Raw genomic sequence first — 19,264 nt, 5'->3', positions numbered from 1 at the left:
CCGCGATTGTTGGGTTCGGCCATAACAGCGCCTCAATTTTAGGTGAATGATCTAGGAAAGAGCAGTATTTGATTCCGAGGTTATTCATGGGCGCGTTGCGTTTCATTGGTTTTTTGCTGATTGCCGTCGTGGTTGTCGTAGGTCTGGATTATTATCAGCAGGATAAGAAAGTCGAAGGCAGGTTGTCCTTCAACGGATATGTCGACACGATTAATCAGCGGTTCAACTTGTATCAGGCGGAGCTAGCCGCGGAAGAAGTTGAACGAGAAAGGCAGAAGCGTTGGCGTGAGGGGGCCAAGCCGTACCTGCCGGATTCGGGCGAAGGATGGGTGCGTCGTTCGATCGTGGATGCAGATTTTACACGCGATGCCCGAGAAGGTGTTTTGCAGGACGGAATAAGTGAAGCTGCTCGTCCAATTGCAAAAAGAGTTGCTGTGCAAGAGACTGAACAACTGGCCAGAAAACTCGATAATTCTAGTTGGGTCTACGAAAGCGGCGAGTATACGGTCTGGCTACAGGCGAAACTCAGGAAAGACGCTAAATCCAATACACTGACTGGCAACATCGTCAGGTCTGTCGAAGGGTTGGGCGCAGGATCGAGTGGCTACACTCCATTCGGCATAATTGGTGGTGCTGCGTATTTCAGGTTTGAAAACAGCCGATACAAACCCGTCACAGTGAAAGATCGAAAGTTTTGGTCAATGATCACGGCGAGCCTGACGGACCTTGAGGTCGAACCTCGGTTTGAAATCTACAAGGCTACAATCGGACTGGGCGAAGAAATTCGCTTGCAAGTCTATTCCGATGCACCAGCGCCTATGCTGCGAGCGTTTCTAGATCGATTGGATTATGACGGATTGAACGCACTGCTTCAAAAGCAAGTGCCTGGCGTCGGCAACGATACCGTTTTTGATGCTGAACGAGAAAGTGAACTGGCGACAAACATGGCCGCCTTGCGCGGCGAGTTTGTCAAGCTGCGCAGCGAGCTGGCGCGTTTGAAGCTAGAAAACATTGATGGGTTGTCTCTTGTCGCAAATACTTTGGCCGCGCAATACGGTTTGCCGGCAGACACCTTCGACTTGACCGCGAACAGAATCGAATCTGCGGATGATTTGGTCCAGGTCGGATACCGCAAAGGACTGACAGATTTGCTTGAAGACGAGATGCAGCAGGCAGACAGAGATGACGAGGGTTTCTTTGGAAATTTGTTCGCCAAATTCAAAGATCAGGAAACCTCTGAAGAAGTCGCATCTGTAAACGAAAATGAAGGCTTCCTGTCCGGACTGTTGTCAGCCTTTGGTAGCTCTGATTCCGAAGCAGAAACTGCCGTGCGGGTAAACCGAGGCGGTTCCGGAACGGGCATTGATTGCGCAACCACCGGAACGTTCAAAAGGTGCAAATTGGGGGGCGGATAACACGTCAGATCGACTGTTGGAAAGCGACCTGGTGCAACGCTCAGGTCGCTTTTCTTATATCACTGGTCGGATGAATGTCGCGTCGAGCCCCTCAAATGCGCCATATGGTGTCAACTGAATTCAAGGGGAGACACCCGGCTATGAAAACCCAAGTCAAAGCACTGGTCGTTGGCGGCGGCGCCGTCGGGACCTCGATTGCCTATCACCTTGCCAAAGCGGGCTGGGATGATGTGATGCTGATCGAGCGGGACGAACTGACATCCGGTTCCACCTGGCACGCAGCGGGCCTGTTGCCGTTGTTCAACATGTCGTATGCCACGACCCACATCCACAAGTACTCAGTCGATTTCTACAAGACACTAGAGGAAGAAACCGGCTTGAATGCAGGCTTCGCCGTAGTCGGAAACCTGCGTATGGCACAGACACAAGAGCGTATGGATGAATACATGCTCTATGCATCCACAGCGGAAACTTGTGATGTTGCATATGAGTGGCTGACGCCCGAGCAAATCAAGGAACGTTGGCCTCTGATCGAAACTTCGGACTTGAAAGGCGCGATCTATCACACTGAAGACGGCTACATTAACCCTGCGGACGTGACCCAGGCGATGGCCAAAGGTGCGCGTCAGCGCGGTGTCGACATCGTTCGCAAGATGCAGGCTGATGCCTTCCACTGGAATGGCACTCACTGGGACGTCACCTGCACCAAGATGATCGAGAAGGGGGGCAATCTCGTTCCGTCAGACGAGCAGGTTGTGATCACCGCCGAACATGTTGTGACCGCGTCAGGCAACCACGCACAGCGGACCGCGAAAATGCTGGGTATCAAGATGCCCGCGATCCCGGTCGAGCATACCTTCATCGTCATGGACAAAGACCCCGAGCTGGTCAAATGGCGTGAAGCGGGCAACCCCGAGCATCCAGTTGTGCGTGATGCAGACAACGAGTCGTATGCGCGCGAAGAACGAGGCGGCTGGATTCTGGGTATCTACGAACATGGCGCTCCTGCGCAGTTCGAACACGGCGTGCCGGACAGCTTCCGCGCTGACCTATTTCCGCTGGATCTGGATCGGATCGCCGATCAGTACATGGCGATGGCCGAACGCGTGCCGTCCTGTGCTGAGTCCGGTCTGAAAGACGATTTCAACGGCCCGATCTGCTACACACCTGATGGCAACCCGCTGGTCGGTCCCGCTCCGGGGCTGCGCAACATGTGGCTTGCTGAAGGCTTCAGTTTTGGCATCACCGCTGCGGGCGGCACCGGTTATTATCTGGCTCAGATGATGGTCGATGGCGAAGCCGAGATCGACATGGCTTCGCTGGACCCCAAGCGGTATTCGTCGAACTGGATGACCACCGAGTTCGCGGCGCGCAAGAACGAAGAGTGCTATGAGCACGTCTACATCCTGCACCACCCTGACGAAGAGCGCGAAGCCTGCCGTCCGCTGCGCACCGTTCCGGCCTACGACCGTCAGAAAGCGCGTGGCGCACAGTTTGGCTGGGTCAACGGCTGGGAGCGTCCGAACTATTTCGGCCCGCTGGATGCGCCTGATAACTTCGACAAAGAAAGCCGCAGCTTCCGCCGCGGTGGTTGGTGGCAGTATGCGGTCGACGAAGCCAAGGCCATCCGCGAAGGCGTTGGCCTGATCGATGCGTCGGCCTTCACCAAGCATGTCGTCAAAGGCCCCGGTGCGACCCAGTTCCTGGATTGGTTCACCTGCAACAAGCTGCCCAAGGTCGGTCGCATCAACCTGACCTACGCGCTGACCGCGCACGGCACCACCCGCACCGAATACACCATCGTCCGCAATGGCGCGAACAATTACTACATCGTCTCTGCCGGTGCCTGGACCGAGTACGACGCCGACTACCTTCGCAAGGCGGCCGAGGACAAGATGGAGGAGTTCGGCTACATCGAAATCCAGGACGTGACCACCCAGTGGGGCGTCTTCGCGATCGCCGGACCCAAGTCGCGTGACGTTCTGAAAGAGGTCATCAAGGACGCCGATCCGGAAACTGCACTGTCCAACAAGCGCTTCCCTTGGTTGTCGGCCCGTCAGATCGAACTGGGCATGTGCCCGGTCAACGCGATCCGTGTGGCCTACACTGGTGAGCTCGGTTGGGAACTGCACCACCCGATCGAGATGCAGAACTACCTGTTCGACCTGCTGGAGAAAGCCGGTGAAAAGCACGGTATGAAGCTGGTCGGTGCCCGCGCCCAGAACTGGCTGCGGCAGGAGAAGTCCTATCGCGCCTTCGGCACCGAACTGGGCCGCGACGCGACCCCGCTGGAAGCTGACCTGCCGCGCTTTGTTGATCTGTCGAAAGACTTCTACGGCAAAGCCAAGCTGGAAGAGACCGGCGTGCGCGTGAAGTGCTGCACTCTGCTGATCGACGGACCGGACGATGCCGACCCCTGGGGCCGCGAGGCGCTGTACACGCCGGAAGGTGAGCGCGTGGGTCGTTTGACCTCGGGCGGGTACTCGGTGGCGTTCGAGAAATCCATCGGCATGGGGTATGTGAAGCCTGAGCTGGCGGTCGAAGGCACCAAGCTGCAGGTCAAAATTCAGGACAAGCTGTGGGATGCGGTCGTCACTTGTGACAGCCCGTATGATCCGAAGAACGAGGTCATCCGCAAAGACGGCTGACGCTTCCAAGAAATAAGGCGGTACTCACGTAGCGCCGCCTACTAAAAGCCCGCTCTCGGTGGGCTTTTTTCATGCGCTCAATTCATCAAAGCAGTCTAGTGCCTTGGCGGCAAACATCATGGACGGCCCACCGCCCATCTGGATGGCCATTGCCAGAACGTCCGAAATCTCATCGCGGGTGGCTCCTGCCTTGGCCAACGCCTCGGAATGCAGGGTAATGCAAGGCTCACACCGTACTGCGATTGACATGCCTAACGCGATGAACTCTTTGGTTTTGTAGTCCAGCGTCCCGCCTTCCTTGACAGATTTTCCCAGCGCCCCGAAGGCACGCGCCGTATCAGGAATGGCTCCGTTAAGGTTACGCAAGCTTTTGCGCGTTTCGTTCAGTGAATCCTGCCAGCTCATTATCACGTCCTTCTTTATACATATGATAATCTGCATATGAATGATGAAGAGCAAAGCAGACTTTGATCCTGATCAGATTCCAGTTTTTTGGGCGACAAATGCCAAGTTGTTCGCAGGCATCTTTACGATTTCGACCAGTTCGAGGGCGTTGTCCTTTAACATAGACAATATATGTGTGTCGTCTTTGTACCCGATCTCAGGGTCTTGTTGGACCAGTGCGTCGTGAAATCGCTGGTCGCCATCGCTTGTCAGGTGTCCGTTACGTTTGAAAGGGCCATAAAGCACCAAACGCCCATCCGTTTTCAGAGCGCACGCTGCTTCGGCAACAAGGGTTTCAGCCTCGGGCAAACTGATCAGGTGCAAGAGGTTGACCAGTAAAACCAAATCTTGCTGCGCCATTGATTTGTGCCAACCCTCCGCAGTTGCATCCAGATGAACGGCTGCGGCGGTGTTTGGTAAACCCTTGGTGTACGCATCGATGCTGGCGCGCCGTTCGGAGGTGACTTCGCTGGGTTGCCAATGCAACCCGGGCATCCGCTGGGCAAAGGCCGAAATGTGTTGTCCGGTTCCACTGGCTAGTTCCAGGGCCTGTCCTGATGACGGGGCGACCCGTGCCAGAAGATCGCACAGCACAACCGTGTTTCGGCTGGTGGCAGGGGCGACGAGTTTGCTGCCGTCGCCCTCGGTGGCGACGCTGGCATTTGAGGGCAGTTTGTGTTTTGTCATCGTTACAGCCTACCGGGTGTCAGCGCTTTCACAATCGCCGCATCAAGGCGCGGCGACGCGCCAGTCACAAGGTCCGCCACAAGTTGCGAGGCAGCAGGAGCGGTCTGAAACCCATACCCTCCCTGTGCTGCCGACCAGATAAACGATGGATCGGTTGGATCAGGTCCGAGCACCAGCGTGCCATCGGCAACAAAACTACGTAACCCCGCCCAATTGGTTTCTACCCGAGTTACAGTTTCAGTAACCATCGCTTCGTATCGTGCCAGTCCTTCTGCGAGAACCATGTCATCGGCGTAAGCGTCATGGGGTGTGGTTGGGTCCGCCTCGCAAGGCGAGACCAGTAGCTTGCCCGCATCAGGTTTGGCGTACCAACTCTCGCCTGCGCCCAGCATCATTGGCCAGTTTCGCAGGTCATGTCCGCCCGGTGCGGGGATGCGCGCAATCGATCGACGGTAAGGTGTGATCCCGATGGGGGAGATTCCTGCCATCTGCGCCACCTCATCGACCCAGGCTCCGGCGGCATTTACCAGATTGCGTGCCTCAAAGGATTCTGAGGTCTCGACGGTCCAATGAACCGGTTTGCGGATGCTGCTGACCCTCTGACGGGTTAGGACCGAACCGCCATTCTTGCGGACGGTTCGCGCAAAGTCCTGCAGCACACGATCTGTATCGATATCATATGCGCTATTACTTATGGCTGCATAACCGACAGTTTCAGCATTCAGGACAGGAATGTGTCTGATGGCATCTTCCGGCGAAATCTCTTGCACACCAAGATCTTGGGCGTCTTTTTGAAACAGCGTCTGTTGATCCCTTCCGCCAATCAGCATCAGGCCGCGTGGTGTTAGGTACGCATTTGTTTCAAAAAACGCAGCACTTGCCTCGTTCAATGCCTTAACCGAGTTTGGACCGTAACCCTTTTCGAACAGGGCGGCTGAACGACCCGAAGTATGATATCCCAATCCGTCCTCGGCCTCTAACACCGTGACTGTGCCGTGCTCTGACAGGCGCGCACCTGCGCTTAGCCCGGCGACACCGCCACCGATTATCAGAAAATCAATCATGCGTTTTGTTCCGTTTCCGGCCGCCAAGTGATCGAGCCGGTGGTAAGTTGACTGGCGACATTGGCGGACCATGGCACGCGTACTGCCAAACGAAAAGACACAAGCCCACCGCAATGGAAACTTGATCGTAGGCGGCCAGCCTGCTTTTAGTGCAAACAACATAAGATTCGGAGGCGGACGTGAACGCGGCAGATATTCACCCGATGGCAACGGGGCACATTCCGTCATATGTGACACAAGCAGATGGTAGCGACTTCCTCTTCACCTTCATGTTGTTTTTTACCGTCGGGATGGTCGTGCTGATCGGGGTTGCCTACTTCACGTTGCATTCGATCCCGGAAAAAATGGCGCATGAAACCAATCACCCGCAATTCCAATTGGTTGGGATTCTGGCGCTTTTGGCTTTGTTTACGCATAACGGCCTTTTCTGGGTTGCCGCCATCCTTGTGGCTGGGTTCCAGTTCCCTGATTTCGCGGCACCGCTGCGCTCGATTGCCGATGCCATCCGATCTTTGGCGCCTGGGCAGGACAAAGAACACGCTTCACCCCCTCCTGAGCTGGAAACTGAGCCCGAACAATCCAAATCCTCCGAACCGGCAGCACAGGGGCACTGAACAATGATCGAGACGATGCTGTGCGCCCTGATTACCGTGCTTCCTGACTATCTGTTTCGCCGCTTTGTGCAGGGCAAACGGATCGGACACGAGATCACGCTGTTCACCATGTGGTACGAGTTGCGCTGGGGGCTGACGACTTGCGCTATTTTGGCGCTAACCGTTATCACAACGCTGTTCTATTTTCACCCGTCCAGCAAAACAGCGGCTTCCTACTTCCGGACGGTAACGATCCTTCCGCAGCTAGGGGGGCGCGTTTCCGAAGTCTACGTGCGCAACAATGAGCAGGTGACAGCTGGACAGCCGATTTTCCGGATCGAAGACTTCACGCAAACCGCGCAGGTCGAAGCGGCGCATGCCCAGATTGCTCAGGTTCAAGCCTCGTTGAAGGTGGCGGAAACCGATCTGGCCGAGGCTGAGGCCGGGATTGCTGGCGCGCGCGCAGCTCTGGATCAGTCGCTCGAGGATCTGGAACGCAATACCACCCTGCGTGACGAGGGATCCAGCGCGGTGCGTTTGGCCGAGATTGATCGGTTGGAAAATCTGGTTGCCGAGCGTGAAGCGCAGGTGAAAGCAGCCGTCTCAAAACGCGCAGCGGTTGTACAACAGATCGAAGAGCTGATCCCGGCCCAACTTGCCAGTGCCAATGCGCAGCTGGATGCGGCATTGACCGAGTTGGACAAGACTGTGGTCAATGCTGGAGTGACGGGCAGGGTTGAACAATTCGGGCTTCAGGTCGGCGACTATGTCAGCCCTTTGCTGCGCCCGGCGGGTATTCTGGTGCCATCCTCCTCCGGACATGACCGATTCCAGGCGGCGTTCAGTCAGCTTTCGGCCCAGGTGGTCAAACCGGGTATGATTGGCGAATTGGGCTGCATGACCAAGCCCTTTACCGTTATCCCGGTGGTTGTCGTCGAGGTGCAGGATGTGATCCCATCGGGGCAGATCAGGCCATCTGATGAGTTACGGGACGTGCAGAGCAACACCAATCCGGGTTCGATCCTTGTCTACCTTGAACCGCTCTACAAAAGCATGGCCGATGATGTGCCTCCAGGCAGCAACTGTCTGGCGAATATCTATACGGATAATCATGCAAAGCTGGAGGATGAGAGCCTCGGCTTCTGGGAAAAATCGTTCCTGCATGTGGTAGACACGATTGGCGTCGTTCATGCGGCAGGCCTGCGCCTGCGACTGATCCTGATGCCGGTGAACACTCTGGTGCTGGGCGGACACTAATTTCACGCCCTAGAACCTAACCATTGCGGCGATTCAATCGCTTGAAGTCCTGACCCGACGACAGCTGGGTATCAAAACGCTCGTGGCTAATATTGCCCACGGGCCGATGGTGTTGGGTCTCCAATAAGACTGGCCACCAAGTAGACCTTCGCCGTGCGTGCAGCATTTGCTTTCTTTGAATGCAGCTATGCGGACTTAGCGGCTGTCTAGCGATTTGCTCATGCTTTTGAGAACTCGTTGATGGAGATCGGTTGGTGCATCCTCACCTGCAGGTCTTTCGACCCATTCCAAATCCAAGTTCAGTGATCCCGCAGGTACGATTTTTCTTGCGATTTCGGGCGGCGTGGTATCGTCAGTCGTTCCATTCTTCCAGTCGTGAAAGGCTGATGAGTATCGAACGACCGCTCCACTGGTCGACAATTCGAGCAATCCGCCCTCGGCAAAGAACGTCAGCGCATCACCCATTTCCTCACCAATGAGTTTGAGCCTGTTTCCCAATCGATGTTTGAGGATGGCTACAAACACTATCGCTGCGGAAAACGTGAATTTATCGACAAGCATAACAACCTGCTTGTTTGCACTTTCTGAGATCGCGTCGATCAAGGGCATCGTTAGAAGAAAGTCGCCACCAGTGTTTCCGCGAACATCAATTAGTAGTGTTTTGTTCGAGGATGCGCGCACGCATTCCACCGCGGCTGAGATGGCTTTAGGCAGCGCATTTTCCTTCGGATCAAAGAAGCTTGGTAACGCTATTGATAGCCCTAGCTCTTGCCAGTCCTTTATCTCTACAAATATCTCGGGTTCCCAGGCTGGATCAGCCTTGCCGTGCTCGTTTCTCGGGTAGAGCATCGATCCAGGAACTGTATGTTCATTGGCCACTTTCAGATTGGCTATCCGCCCATTTTCGTCCTGCACACGGAACTCGGTCGTGCCGCCGTTTGACGAAAAACCCAAACGTGCCAAAGCGTACGGCCAAGCCAGTAGAATCGGGCCGATGACCCGTTTCCTTTGGCACGTTCCCGCCAGAAATTTCTCTGCAGTGGCTTCAATCTGGCTCAAAGCTGAGCCGTTGACCGCTATCAACTCTCCTCGCGGTGCGGCTATCTCTGGCGCCGCGTCGATGAATTGAACGGAACGTCCAACGCTCACGAATCTCAGCGGTAGCACCGCGATCGCATCATTCGGGATCAGCCGTGTGTGCCCATTGCCGGGAAGTGCCAATAAACGCATCGCTGACAACAGAAAGGCTTCGACAGAGCCCTCTGAGGCATATTGCCGGGTTTCACCAATACAGTCGTCAATCACGGCCTTTTCGATCTGTCGAAAACTGGGATCAGTCGGCAGGGCAGTTTCTAAAATTTGGTTCAGGTCTTCCGTGAGCGACATGTTTCACGATGCGCATAGCCACTCGTCAATGTCCAGATTGGGCTCAGGGCGACTAAAAAGGCCCGCAAATACATGCGGGCCTTGTTGTTAGTTTCCAGGTCAGATTCTACTGCGGAATTTCGCCTTCCAGCCCCTCAACGTAGAAATTCATGCCCGCCAGCGTACCGTCATCGGCGGTCTCGCCTTCGGCCAGCCAGTCACTGCCGTCCTGCTTTTTCAGCGGGCCAGTAAAGGGGTGGTATTCACCGGCTGCCATCGCTGCTTTCAGCGCCAGTGCTTCTTCTTTAACATCAGCCGGAACGGCGTCCGAAATCTCACCAATTGCTACCATGCCTTCCCGGATGCCATCCCATGTGTTGGCACTTTCCCATGTTCCGTCCATCACGGCCTGGGTCCGCGCGATGTAATAGGGAGCCCAATCGTCGATGATTGAAGACACACGTGGGAAGGGTGCGTATTCGCTCATGTCAGAGGCCTGGCCAAAGGTGACAACGTTTCCTGCCTCTTGCGCGGCTGCCTGCGGTGCAGTCGAGTCAGTGTGCTGTAGGATCACGTCCGCGCCCTGTTCGATCAGAACTGTGGCGGCGTCAGCCTCTTTCGCAGGATCGAACCAAGTGTAGGCCCAGACGATCTTGAACTCGACATCCGGATTCACCTTCTTGGCGTGGATATAGGCTGAGTTGATACCACGGATCACTTCAGGGATAGGGTAGGACCCGATGTAGCCGATGATATTCGATTCCGTCATTTTACCGGCGATGTGGCCTTGGACTGCGCGACCTTCATAAAAACGGGCCGAGTAGACCGAGACGTTGTCGGCGGTCTTGTAGCCGGTTGCGTGCTCGAATTTCACATCCGGGAATTTCTTCGCGACATTGATGGTCGGATCCATGTAGCCGAACGAGGTGGTGAAGATCAGGTCCGCGCCTTCCAGCGCCATCTGGGTCATCACGCGTTCTGCATCTGGGCCCTCAGGCACCGACTCGACGAACACGGTTTCAACCTTGTCGCCAAAGTGCTCTTCCACGGCCAGACGGCCCTTGTTGTGCTCATAGGTCCAGCCGCCGTCGCCCACTGGGCCGACATAGACGAAGCCGACTTTGGTCTTGTCTTGGGCCATGGCCCCCGAGGCCAGACCCAGCGCCATTGCGGCGCTTGCCAAAAGTGTAGTGAATTTCATGTGTTACTCCCCAAGTTGGTTCAGTTGGCCTCGCCTAGTGCGAGGCATGGAAGGTCCGGCCCAATGCGGCAGGTGCGCTGCTCTTGTCGGCCGAAAGGATCACAAGCACAAGGATCGTGATGATGTAGGGCGACATTGCCAGATACTCGACAGGAATGGCAACGCCCGCTGCCTGCAAATTAAGCTGCAACACAGTGATGCCGCCGAACAAATAGGCGCCCAGCAAGACACGCCATGGTTTCCAGCTGGCAAAAACCACCAGCGCCAAGGCAATCCAGCCGACACCGGCAGTCATGCCCTCGGTCCACTGCGGCACGCGGATCAGGCTGATGTAGGCGCCGCCCAAGCCAGCGCAAGCACCACCAAACAGGATCGCCATGATGCGAATCTTGATGACCTTGTAGCCCAGCGCATGCGCCGCATCGTGGTTCTCGCCAACGGCGCGCAATATCAGGCCGATGCGTGTGTATTTCAGCGTGGCCCAGACGGCGGCCGTCAGGGCAATTCCGACATAGAGGATCGGGTCGTGCTGAAACAGGATTGGTCCAATAACAGGGATATCGCTGATTACCGGGATATGGATTTCACCCATGCTGGGCGGCTTTATTCCTACGTAGCTCTGCCCCATCAGCGCGCTGAACCCGAGGCCGAACAATGTTAGGGCCAGGCCACTGGCAACTTGATTGGCCAGCGCCACCTGCGTCAGCAGCACAAACAACAGCGATAGCACCGCGCCACCGATTGCTGCCGCAATAAAGCCCAGCCAGGGCGAACCGGTCTCGACTGAGATTGCGAAGCCGCTGATTGCGCCCACGATCATCATGCCCTCGACACCGAGGTTCAGGACGCCTGCTTTTTCGACCACCAATTCTCCGATTGCGGCCAACAAAAGTGGGGTTGCGGCCACCATTAGCGAGGCGACCAGAAGGACGGGGTTAATTTCACCAAGGTCCATATCACGCTACCTCGCTACGGGCCGCACGGATGCGGTAGTTTGTCAGAAGATCGAATGCCAGCAGGAAGAACAGAAGCATCCCCTGGAATACCTGAATGGCTGCGGCGGGCAGACCCAGCTGAGATTGGGCGATTTCACCACCAATATAAGTCAACGCCATCAGGCCTCCGGCCAGCAGGATGCCCACCGGATGCAAACGGCCAAGGAAAGCCACGATGATCGCGGTAAAGCCGTAACCGACGTTGAAATCGATGCTGACCACGCCAGCAGGGCCCGAGACTTCGAACATCCCCGCAAGACCGGCCAGCGCGCCGGCCAGACCCAAACAGAACAGGATCAGGCGGGCAGGGTTTACACCTGCGAACTTCGCCGCACGCGGGGCCTCACCTGTCAGGCGGATGTGGAAGCCCAGCATGTGCCGGTTCAGCAAGACATATGCAAAGATAACAGCGATCAGGGCAGTGACTACGCCCCAGTGCATGCCTGAACCCGCAATCAGCTCGGCATTATACGCGCTGTCGTAGGATTGCAGATTGCGCGAACCCGGAAAGCCGAACCCTTCGGGATTCTTCAGCAGGCCTAGCGAGACCGAGGCCAGCATCTGTTCGGCCACATAGACCAACATCAGCGACACAAGGATTTCATTGGTACCGAAGCGCACTTTCAGGAAGGCTGGGATCATTGCCCATAGCCAGCCGCCAAACGCGCCTGCAATCACCATGATCGGAAAGATGTAGAATGCATCCAGCGGATAGAATGCCAGACCGGCACCCGCACCGAAAATGGCCCCCATAATGTACTGACCCTCGGCCCCGATATTCCAGATACCGGCGCGGAAGCCTAAAGACAGGCCGATAGCGATCAAAACCAGGGGCGCGCCCTTAACCAGCAATTGCGGCCGATAATAGAAGGCGAACTCGCCAAACAGGGGTTCCCAGAAAATGGTTCCAATAGCCTCGACCGGGTTTTTGCCCAGAATGGCGAACAGGATGCCACCAAAAACCATCGTCGCCAGGACCGCGACCAGAGGGGTGGCATAAGACCACGCCTTGGACGGCTGAGGCCGTTTCTCCAACACAATCATTTGCTCATACCCCCGCGTTTCTCTTTTCTTTTAACTGTTTAGACATGGGCCACCTCCATGCCATGCGCGCCGCCCATCATCAGGCCGATCTCATCGACCGTCAGACCCGTAGTTTCACGCGGGGCGCTTAGTCGTCCTTCGTTCAAGGCGGCAAAGCTGTCTGAGATTTCCATCAGTTCATCGAGGTCTTGCGAGATACAGATGACCGCAGTTCCCTTGGCCGCCAGATCCAGAATGGCCTGCCGGATCGAGGCCGCCGCCGCTGCATCCACGCCCCAAGTCGGCTGGTTCACGACCAGAACATCCGGGTTTTGCAGCACTTCGCGACCAATCACGAACTTCTGCAGGTTCCCGCCCGACAGCGACCGGGCGGCATTCTCAGGACCCGGCGTACGCACGTCAAAGGCGCTGATGATCTTTTCGGCAAAGCTCTTGGTCTCGGACCACTTCAGAAAGCCGTTGTTCTCCAGCCCTTCGCGGACCGACCCGGTGAGCAGAGCGTTTTCAGTGAGGCTCATATCAGGGGCAGCCGCGTGGCCCAGCCGTTCTTCGGGCGCGGTCAACACGCCCAGCTTACGCCGCGCGGTCGGGCCGAGTTTGCCGATGGGTTGACCGTTGAATTTGATCGCATCTGCGGTGGTCGGAATTTCGCCAGAAAGCACACCCAGCAATTCATCCTGACCGTTCCCCGCGACACCCCCGATCCCCAGAACCTCGCCCTTGCGGACGGTCATGTGGACGTTGCGAAGCGCGGTTCCGAATTCCGACGGCGACGGCACTGACAATCCGCTGACATCCAGCGCAACGTCACCGAACTCCCGGCCGGAACGTTCAGGTGTCTGCAGGGTCGAGCCCACCATCATCTCAGCCATATCGCGCGCTGAGGTTTCGGCTGGTACACATTCGCCCACATTCTTACCCAGCCGCAGAATCGTGGCGTGGTCGCATAGCGTTCGAATCTCTTCCAGCTTGTGCGAGATATACAGGATCGATGTCCCTTCCGAGCGCAATTTGTTCAGCGTTTCGAAAAGGATTTCAACCTCTTGCGGCGTCAGAACCGAGGTCGGCTCGTCCATGATCAGCAACTTTGGGTCCTGCAGCAGGCAGCGGATGATTTCGACCCGCTGACGCTCACCTGCAGACAGATCGCCAACCGTGCGGAAGGGGTCCAAGGGCAGGCCGTAGGTTTCGGATACTTCGCGGATACGCGTCGCCAGATCACCCATTGGGGGCGGGTTCTCCATCCCCAGAGCGATATTCTCGGCGACGTTCAATGCATCGAACAGCGAAAAATGCTGGAACACCATCGCGATCCCGTCCGCACGGGCGGCGCGCGGTTCAGGCGGTGCATAGGACTGCCCCCGCAGCAGCATTGAGCCGCTGTCGGGCTTCACCAGCCCATAGATCATTTTGACAAGCGTGGATTTGCCTGCGCCGTTCTCGCCCAGCAGCGCGTGAACTTCGCCTTCACCGATGTCAAAGGACACCTGATCATTGGCCACGACGCCGGGATAGGCTTTGGTCAGCCCTTGCAAGCTCAGAAGTGGAGTGGTCACGCGCTCAGGTCCTTCTTCAATTCGTTCTGTCGGGCGGGGCGTAACAGTTGCGCTGCCACGCCAACGGCGATCATCTGCGGGTGTTTGCCCAAGCCTGGATCGCCGATCGGACAGGTGATCCGGCTGATCCGCTCGGGCGGATGCCCAAGGGCTGCAAGTCGCGACCGGAATCGCGCCCATTTCGTAGCCGAGCCGATAAGCCCCGCAAAGAGGAAATTGTGCGAAAGCAGCCGGTTGCACAGTTCCAGATCCAGATTGTGCGAATAGGTCAGCACCAGATGCTCGGCATCGGTTGGCGCGTGGCGAACCAGCTCGGCGGGTTTTGCGGTCGGAACCGGAGTTACACCGGTTGGAACCACATCGGGAAACCGCTCGGGTCCGGTATCGACCCAGGTGATTGCCAGATCGGGTAGGGGGGACAAAACGTCCACCAGCGCCCGGCCTACATGGCCTGCGCCCCAGATCCACAGATTACGCGTCGGTTTGTGAACGGGTTCGACCATCCAACCTTCGATCAGTTGGGGCTCGGGCGCGACACCCTGTCCTCGCGCTGCCGCCAGCCGACGTTTGACCGATAGCGGCATCTCTCCGCCCGAGGCCGAACGCGCGATGACGGTATCGTCCAGTGCATTCAGCACTTCATGATCAAATACTTCACTCAGCAATGAAACTGCACCGCCGCAGCATTGCCCCATGTCGGGGCCAAGAGCGTGATGCGTTAGTCGGGTGGCGGTGGTTTGGGATCGCGCAGCTTCGGCTGCCTGATACTCCAACGTGCCTCCACCGATGGTGCCACTTTGCCCGTCCTTCCAGACTAGCATCGCGGCCCCCACTTCACGTGGAGACGACCCTTTGATGCCGGCGATGACCACCCGGACCACTGTTCCGTGGGTTTTGACCGCCTCCCTCAAAGCCTCCAAGTCAATTCCCATCAGATGCCTCCCTTCATCTTTTGGACGCCGCGCCAAACCTCTTCAGCCGTGGCTGGTGCATCAAGAGCGGGGTAGACCTCTCCACAGGCCGCGACCGCATTCGACAGGGCCAGCCATGCAGAAATCCCGAGCATAAACGGAGGTTCGCCCACCGCTTTCGAACGATAGATCGTGTCCTCACGGTTTTCGGCATCCCAGAGTGCGACGTTGAATACGTCGGGTCGATCTGAGCAGGCGGGGATCTTGTAAGTCGAGGGTGCGTGTGTGCGCAGGTTGCCCGTGCCGTCCCAGACCAGTTCCTCGGTCGTTAGCCAGCCCGCGCCTTGCACATAACCTCCTTCGACCTGCCCGATATCCAACGCCGGGTTCAACGAAGCACCGGCATCATGCAGGATATCGGTGCGCAGAATGCGGTTCTCACCAGTCAGAGTGTCGACGGCCACTTCGGTGACCGACGCTCCGTAGGCGAAGTAGAAGAACGGACGGCCTCGTCCGGCGATCCGGTCCCATTCGATCTTGGGTGTCTTGTAGAAACCGGTCGCCGACAGGCTGATCCGACCCTGATAGACCAGCGCCGCGGCTTCAGCGAAGGTGTAGCGTTCTGCGCCAACCGAAACATGGCCATCAGAGAAGGTGACAGTCGACGGATCGGCCTGATGCCGCTCGGCCAGATAGTCCGCCATTCGATCGCGGATCGTATCGCAGGCCGCCTTCACGGCCATGCCATTCAGGTCGCTGCCCGAGGATGCTGCCGTGGCCGAAGTGTTCGGCACCTTGGCCGTATCCGTGGCGGTGATTTTGACCATCTCCAGGGGGATGCCAAAGCGCGAAGCCGCCACCTGTGCCACCTTCTGGAACAGACCCTGACCCATCTCGGTGCCGCCGTGGTTCAGATGGACCGAGCCATCCTGATACACATGCACCAAAGCGCCTGCCTGATTCAGGTGGGTCAGCGTGAAGGAAATCCCGAACTTGACCGGAGAAAAGGCAATGCCCTTCTTGATCACGCTGTTCTCGGCGTTCCATTTCGCAATGGCGGCCTTGCGCGTTTCGTAATCGCTGGATTTCAGTAGCGCCTGAGTCATCCCGTGTAATTCGAAATCGCTGACCTCCATTCCGTAGGGCGTGGTATTGCCGCCAGCGGGCAGAGGGCGCACGGGGGCGTCCCCGGTTTCGACCGCGCCGCGGCTTGTTAGGTCCTCATGCGGGTCGGGATGACCCAAAGGCTTCTCGGACGGCGTGATCTCGGCAATCGCATGGGCCGGTTCGTAATAGTTTCGGCGGCGCAGTTCCACCGGGTCCAGACCCAGCTCATACGCGGCGTGGTCCATCACGCGTTCGATGCCAACCATGCCCTGCGGGCCGCCGAAGCCGCGATAGGCGGTGGCGGATTGGGTGTTGGTCTTCAGCCGGTGGCTTTCGATCCGTGCATTTGGCAACAGATAGGCATTGTCCGAATGCAGCATCGCGCGGTCGGCGACGGGCAGGGACAAGTCCTGCGCCCAGCCGCAGATGGCGTAGTGGTGGAACGAGACGCCCTGAATATGGCCGTTCTCGTCAAATCCGGCCTTATAGGCGATGCGGAACGCGTGGCGTTTGCCGGTGATTGTCATATCATCGTCGCGGTCATAGCGCATCTTGCACGCCTTGCCAGTTGCGCGAGCGGCGACCGCGCAAGCAACGGCCAGCGCATTGCCCTGGCTTTCCTTGCCGCCAAAACCGCCGCCCATACGGCGCGTCTCGACCCTGACGGCGTGCATCGGAACGCCCAATGCATCGGCCACCTTGTGTTGGATCTCGGTCGGGTGCTGGGTTGAGCTGTGAACCAGCATATCCGCACCTTCATTCGGCACGGCCAAAGCGGCCTGACCTTCCAGATAGAAATGCTCCTGCCCGCCAAGCTCGAATGACCCTTCGATCACATGGGCGGATCCTGCAATAGCCGCATCAGCATTACCTTTGGCATAGATGCGCGGGCCGTCTTCGAACCGACTGTCGGCGGTCAGAGCCTCTTCGACGGTTAGGATCGGGGTTTCCTCGGCATAGTCGATCTTGCCCAAACGAGCCGCCTTGCGGGCGGCCAGATGGCTGCTGGCGATGACCAGAAACACCGGCTGGCCGATATAGTGGACCGTTCCGTCCGACAGCAGCGGTTCATCATGGATCGAAGGCGATACGTCGTTGGCGAAGGGCAGATCATCCGCGGCCATAACCATCACGACGCCCTCGGCGGCCCTCACCGCAGACAGGTCCATTGCGGTGATCTTGCCTTTGGCAATCGGGCTGAGGCCAAAAGCCAGATGCAAACTGTCCCTGGGTGTCGGGATATCGTCCACATACCGCGCGGTTCCTGAAACGTGCAGCGGTGCTGCGTCGTGGGGGAGGGGTTTGGTCACGCTCATGCCGATACCTCCAGCACATTGGTCACTTCGCCCTGATCTTCCAAGAAGTATCTTTCGAGCATCGCTTTGGCGGTTTCCAGTCGATAGGTGGCCGAGGCGCGCATGTCCGTGAGTGGTGAATAATCGTCGGCAAAGGCAGGCAGCGCGGCGTCAATCGTCTCGCGCGCCCAAGGTTTACCGACCAATGCGGCCTCGACATGGGTTGCCCGTTTCGGGATGCCGGCCATGCCGCCGAACGCGATGCGCGCCTGCGTGACGATGCCGCCCGAGACGGTGATGTTGAAACACCCGCAGACGGCCGAGATGTCCTGATCGAACCGCTTGCTGAGTTTATAGGCCTTCAGGCGATCCAGCTGACGGGGGAAACTGACAGCTTCGACGAATTCACCGGGAACGCGGTCCTGTTTGCCATAGTCGATAAAGAACTCTTCCAGCGGAAGGGACCGGCGGGTGTCGCCTTTGCGCAGATGAAGGGTTGCGTCCAGAGCAATCAGCGCAGGCGGGTTGTCACCAATGGGCGAGCCATTGGCGATGTTGCCGCCCACCGTTGCAGCATGGCGCACCTGAACACTGGCATAGCGACGGATCATTTCGGCGTAAGAGGGGTGAAGATCGGCCAGAGCCTCACCCATCCGATTCATGTCGACCATTGCGCCAAAGCGAATTTCATCGTCGGTGATGGTGATTTGTTTGAGATCATCGCAACGGTTGAGGAAGATTACTGGATCCAGGTCGCGCAGTTGCTTTGTCACCCACAGGCCGACATCTGTTGCTCCGGCAACCAGCGTGGCATTCGGGTTTTCAGCATAAACAGCTGCCAGTTCATCGGAAGATTCAGGCAGCATGCGCGACGCAGCAGAAGATGCGAGTGGCTTGTCTTTGACCCAGACTGGCACGGGACGGTCCTCGACCGCTTTCGCAGCGCGAATAATCGGTGCATAGCCAGTGCAGCGGCACAGGTTTCCGGCAAGCTGGGTGTCATGATCCGTGGCGCCCGTCGCATGACTGGCGACCATCGACATGACAAAACCCGGAGTGCAAAAACCGCATTGCGAGCCGTGCAGGTCAACCATTGCCTGTTGAACGGGATGTGCTTCGCCATCCGGGCCGCTTGCCCCTTCGACTGTACGAACCGCTTTGCCATGCAGCTGGGGCAAGAACAGGATACAGGAGTTCAGAGCTTTTGCGCCGTCTTCGTCCGTCACCATGACCGTGCACGCGCCGCAATCGCCTTCGTTGCAGCCTTCTTTGGTGCCTGTCAGACCGCGATCTTCACGCAGCCAGTCCAGTAGGGTGGCCGTCGGATCGACATCCGGCAGCTCCACTGTCTCTCCGTTCAGAAGAAACGTGATGTTCATTCGAGAAACCCGTCGCGTTACCCGGTTGCGCCCGTTCGGCCCTCCTTCGATGCGACGTAGAAAGAGTGGCGGGCGGTAGCTTGCCGTCAGATGTTAGAAACAGCGCACCTTATCTGGCAAGAAAAACTGCCTATATGATACACCATTGCACCCGAGCGGCCCATGATTGTAGTGTATGTGTGAAACTTAATAAATTGAAAATAAACACTTTTTTTGAAGGTGTGCGTTCCTGCGCCCGAAGCACCTTCTGAAAAATCCGAATAATCACCGATGATTTTTTCGGCATTCGATGGTGCCGGTTCC

15 protein-coding genes are annotated in these 19,264 nt (G+C 57.3%); 4 read left to right on the top strand and 11 right to left on the bottom strand.

Features of this window, described 5'->3' with window-relative positions:
* Positions 1 to 86 precede the first annotated feature (86 nt).
* On the top strand, positions 87 to 1,415 hold the full coding sequence (locus tag ACR0JG_RS02065) for a hypothetical protein (RefSeq protein ID WP_480567400.1): 1,329 nt from the start codon (positions 87 to 89) through the stop codon (positions 1,413 to 1,415).
* 140 nt (positions 1,416 to 1,555) lie between these two features.
* A complete protein-coding gene (locus ACR0JG_RS02060) occupies positions 1,556 to 4,063 on the top strand; it encodes a GcvT family protein (RefSeq protein WP_480567399.1) in 2,508 nt (835 codons plus the stop codon).
* 69 nt (positions 4,064 to 4,132) lie between these two features.
* Here ACR0JG_RS02060 and ACR0JG_RS02055 read toward each other — a convergent pair whose 3' ends face one another.
* From ACR0JG_RS02055 to ACR0JG_RS02045, 3 genes are all read right to left on the bottom strand, one after another.
* A complete protein-coding gene (locus ACR0JG_RS02055) occupies positions 4,133 to 4,468 on the bottom strand; it encodes a carboxymuconolactone decarboxylase family protein (protein ID WP_480567398.1) in 336 nt (111 codons plus the stop codon).
* 72 nt (positions 4,469 to 4,540) lie between these two features.
* A complete protein-coding gene (locus ACR0JG_RS02050) occupies positions 4,541 to 5,194 on the bottom strand; it encodes a DUF938 domain-containing protein (protein ID WP_480567397.1) in 654 nt (217 codons plus the stop codon).
* A 2-nt stretch (positions 5,195 to 5,196) separates the two neighbouring features.
* Entirely contained in the window at positions 5,197 to 6,258 is a 1,062-nt protein-coding gene (locus tag ACR0JG_RS02045; RefSeq protein WP_480567396.1) for an NAD(P)/FAD-dependent oxidoreductase, read from the bottom strand.
* 203 nt (positions 6,259 to 6,461) lie between these two features.
* On the opposite strand from ACR0JG_RS02045, the gene ACR0JG_RS02040 reads away from it, so the two are divergent.
* Together ACR0JG_RS02040 and ACR0JG_RS02035 are read left to right on the top strand one after the other, a co-directional pair.
* On the top strand, positions 6,462 to 6,872 hold the full coding sequence (locus ACR0JG_RS02040) for a hypothetical protein (RefSeq protein WP_170512621.1): 411 nt from the start codon (positions 6,462 to 6,464) through the stop codon (positions 6,870 to 6,872).
* Positions 6,873 to 6,875: 3 nt separating this feature from the next.
* Positions 6,876 to 8,108, top strand: a complete 1,233-nt coding sequence (locus tag ACR0JG_RS02035; protein WP_170392496.1) for an HlyD family secretion protein — start codon at positions 6,876 to 6,878, stop codon at positions 8,106 to 8,108.
* Positions 8,109 to 8,303: 195 nt separating this feature from the next.
* Here the strand turns inward: ACR0JG_RS02035 and ACR0JG_RS02030 are convergent, their stop codons facing one another.
* The 8 genes from ACR0JG_RS02030 to xdhA all read right to left on the bottom strand — a co-directional run bounded on the left by ACR0JG_RS02030 (position 8,304) and on the right by xdhA (position 18,961).
* Entirely contained in the window at positions 8,304 to 9,338 is a 1,035-nt protein-coding gene (locus ACR0JG_RS02030; protein ID WP_480567395.1) for a S41 family peptidase, read from the bottom strand.
* Positions 9,339 to 9,600: 262 nt separating this feature from the next.
* The gene (locus tag ACR0JG_RS02025) at positions 9,601 to 10,674 is read right to left on the bottom strand and encodes a BMP family ABC transporter substrate-binding protein (RefSeq protein WP_170392494.1); all 1,074 of its coding nucleotides are present in this window, start codon (positions 10,672 to 10,674) and stop codon (positions 9,601 to 9,603) included.
* Positions 10,675 to 10,708: 34 nt separating this feature from the next.
* A complete protein-coding gene (locus ACR0JG_RS02020) occupies positions 10,709 to 11,629 on the bottom strand; it encodes an ABC transporter permease (RefSeq protein WP_170392493.1) in 921 nt (306 codons plus the stop codon).
* Position 11,630: 1 nt separating this feature from the next.
* Positions 11,631 to 12,713 (bottom strand): ABC transporter permease, encoded by a 1,083-nt coding sequence (locus tag ACR0JG_RS02015; protein WP_170392492.1) that lies wholly within the window; start codon positions 12,711 to 12,713, stop codon positions 11,631 to 11,633.
* Positions 12,714 to 12,751: 38 nt separating this feature from the next.
* The gene (locus tag ACR0JG_RS02010) at positions 12,752 to 14,269 is read right to left on the bottom strand and encodes an ABC transporter ATP-binding protein (protein ID WP_480567394.1); all 1,518 of its coding nucleotides are present in this window, start codon (positions 14,267 to 14,269) and stop codon (positions 12,752 to 12,754) included.
* Positions 14,266 to 15,201, bottom strand: a complete 936-nt coding sequence (gene xdhC / locus ACR0JG_RS02005; RefSeq protein WP_480567393.1) for a xanthine dehydrogenase accessory protein XdhC — start codon at positions 15,199 to 15,201, stop codon at positions 14,266 to 14,268. The genes ACR0JG_RS02010 and xdhC overlap by 4 nt, the downstream gene beginning before the upstream one ends.
* The gene (gene xdhB / locus ACR0JG_RS02000) at positions 15,201 to 17,603 is read right to left on the bottom strand and encodes a xanthine dehydrogenase molybdopterin binding subunit (RefSeq protein WP_480567392.1); all 2,403 of its coding nucleotides are present in this window, start codon (positions 17,601 to 17,603) and stop codon (positions 15,201 to 15,203) included. Before xdhB ends, xdhC begins: the two co-directional genes overlap by 1 nt.
* A complete protein-coding gene (gene xdhA / locus ACR0JG_RS01995) occupies positions 17,600 to 18,961 on the bottom strand; it encodes a xanthine dehydrogenase small subunit (protein WP_480567391.1) in 1,362 nt (453 codons plus the stop codon). Before xdhA ends, xdhB begins: the two co-directional genes overlap by 4 nt.
* Positions 18,962 to 19,264 lie beyond the last annotated feature (303 nt).

The organism is Ruegeria sp. AD5 (genome assembly GCF_056542345.1).
Note: the sequence above shows the minus strand (reverse complement) of the source record. Positions and strands in the feature narration are given on the sequence as shown.

Bases quoted from the DNA above. Each gene is read 5' to 3' on its own strand.
- ACR0JG_RS02050 (WP_480567397.1), bottom strand. From the start codon at position 5,194: ATGACAAAACACAAACTGCCCTCAAATGCCAGCGTCGCCACCGAGGGC.
- ACR0JG_RS02030 (WP_480567395.1), bottom strand. From the start codon at position 9,338: ATGCGTTTATTGGCACTTCCCGGCAATGGGCACACACGGCTGATCCCG.
- xdhA (WP_480567391.1), bottom strand. From the start codon at position 18,961: ATGAACATCACGTTTCTTCTGAACGGAGAGACAGTGGAGCTGCCGGAT.
- ACR0JG_RS02035 (WP_170392496.1), top strand. From the start codon at position 6,876: ATGATCGAGACGATGCTGTGCGCCCTGATTACCGTGCTTCCTGACTAT.
- ACR0JG_RS02045 (WP_480567396.1), bottom strand. From the start codon at position 6,258: ATGATTGATTTTCTGATAATCGGTGGCGGTGTCGCCGGGCTAAGCGCA.
- ACR0JG_RS02020 (WP_170392493.1), bottom strand. From the start codon at position 11,629: ATGGACCTTGGTGAAATTAACCCCGTCCTTCTGGTCGCCTCGCTAATG.
- ACR0JG_RS02055 (WP_480567398.1), bottom strand. From the start codon at position 4,468: ATGAGCTGGCAGGATTCACTGAACGAAACGCGCAAAAGCTTGCGTAAC.
- xdhC (WP_480567393.1), bottom strand. From the start codon at position 15,201: ATGGGAATTGACTTGGAGGCTTTGAGGGAGGCGGTCAAAACCCACGGA.
- ACR0JG_RS02060 (WP_480567399.1), top strand. From the start codon at position 1,556: ATGAAAACCCAAGTCAAAGCACTGGTCGTTGGCGGCGGCGCCGTCGGG.
- ACR0JG_RS02015 (WP_170392492.1), bottom strand. From the start codon at position 12,713: ATGATTGTGTTGGAGAAACGGCCTCAGCCGTCCAAGGCGTGGTCTTAT.
- ACR0JG_RS02065 (WP_480567400.1), top strand. From the start codon at position 87: ATGGGCGCGTTGCGTTTCATTGGTTTTTTGCTGATTGCCGTCGTGGTT.
- ACR0JG_RS02040 (WP_170512621.1), top strand. From the start codon at position 6,462: ATGGCAACGGGGCACATTCCGTCATATGTGACACAAGCAGATGGTAGC.
- ACR0JG_RS02025 (WP_170392494.1), bottom strand. From the start codon at position 10,674: ATGAAATTCACTACACTTTTGGCAAGCGCCGCAATGGCGCTGGGTCTG.
- xdhB (WP_480567392.1), bottom strand. From the start codon at position 17,603: ATGAGCGTGACCAAACCCCTCCCCCACGACGCAGCACCGCTGCACGTT.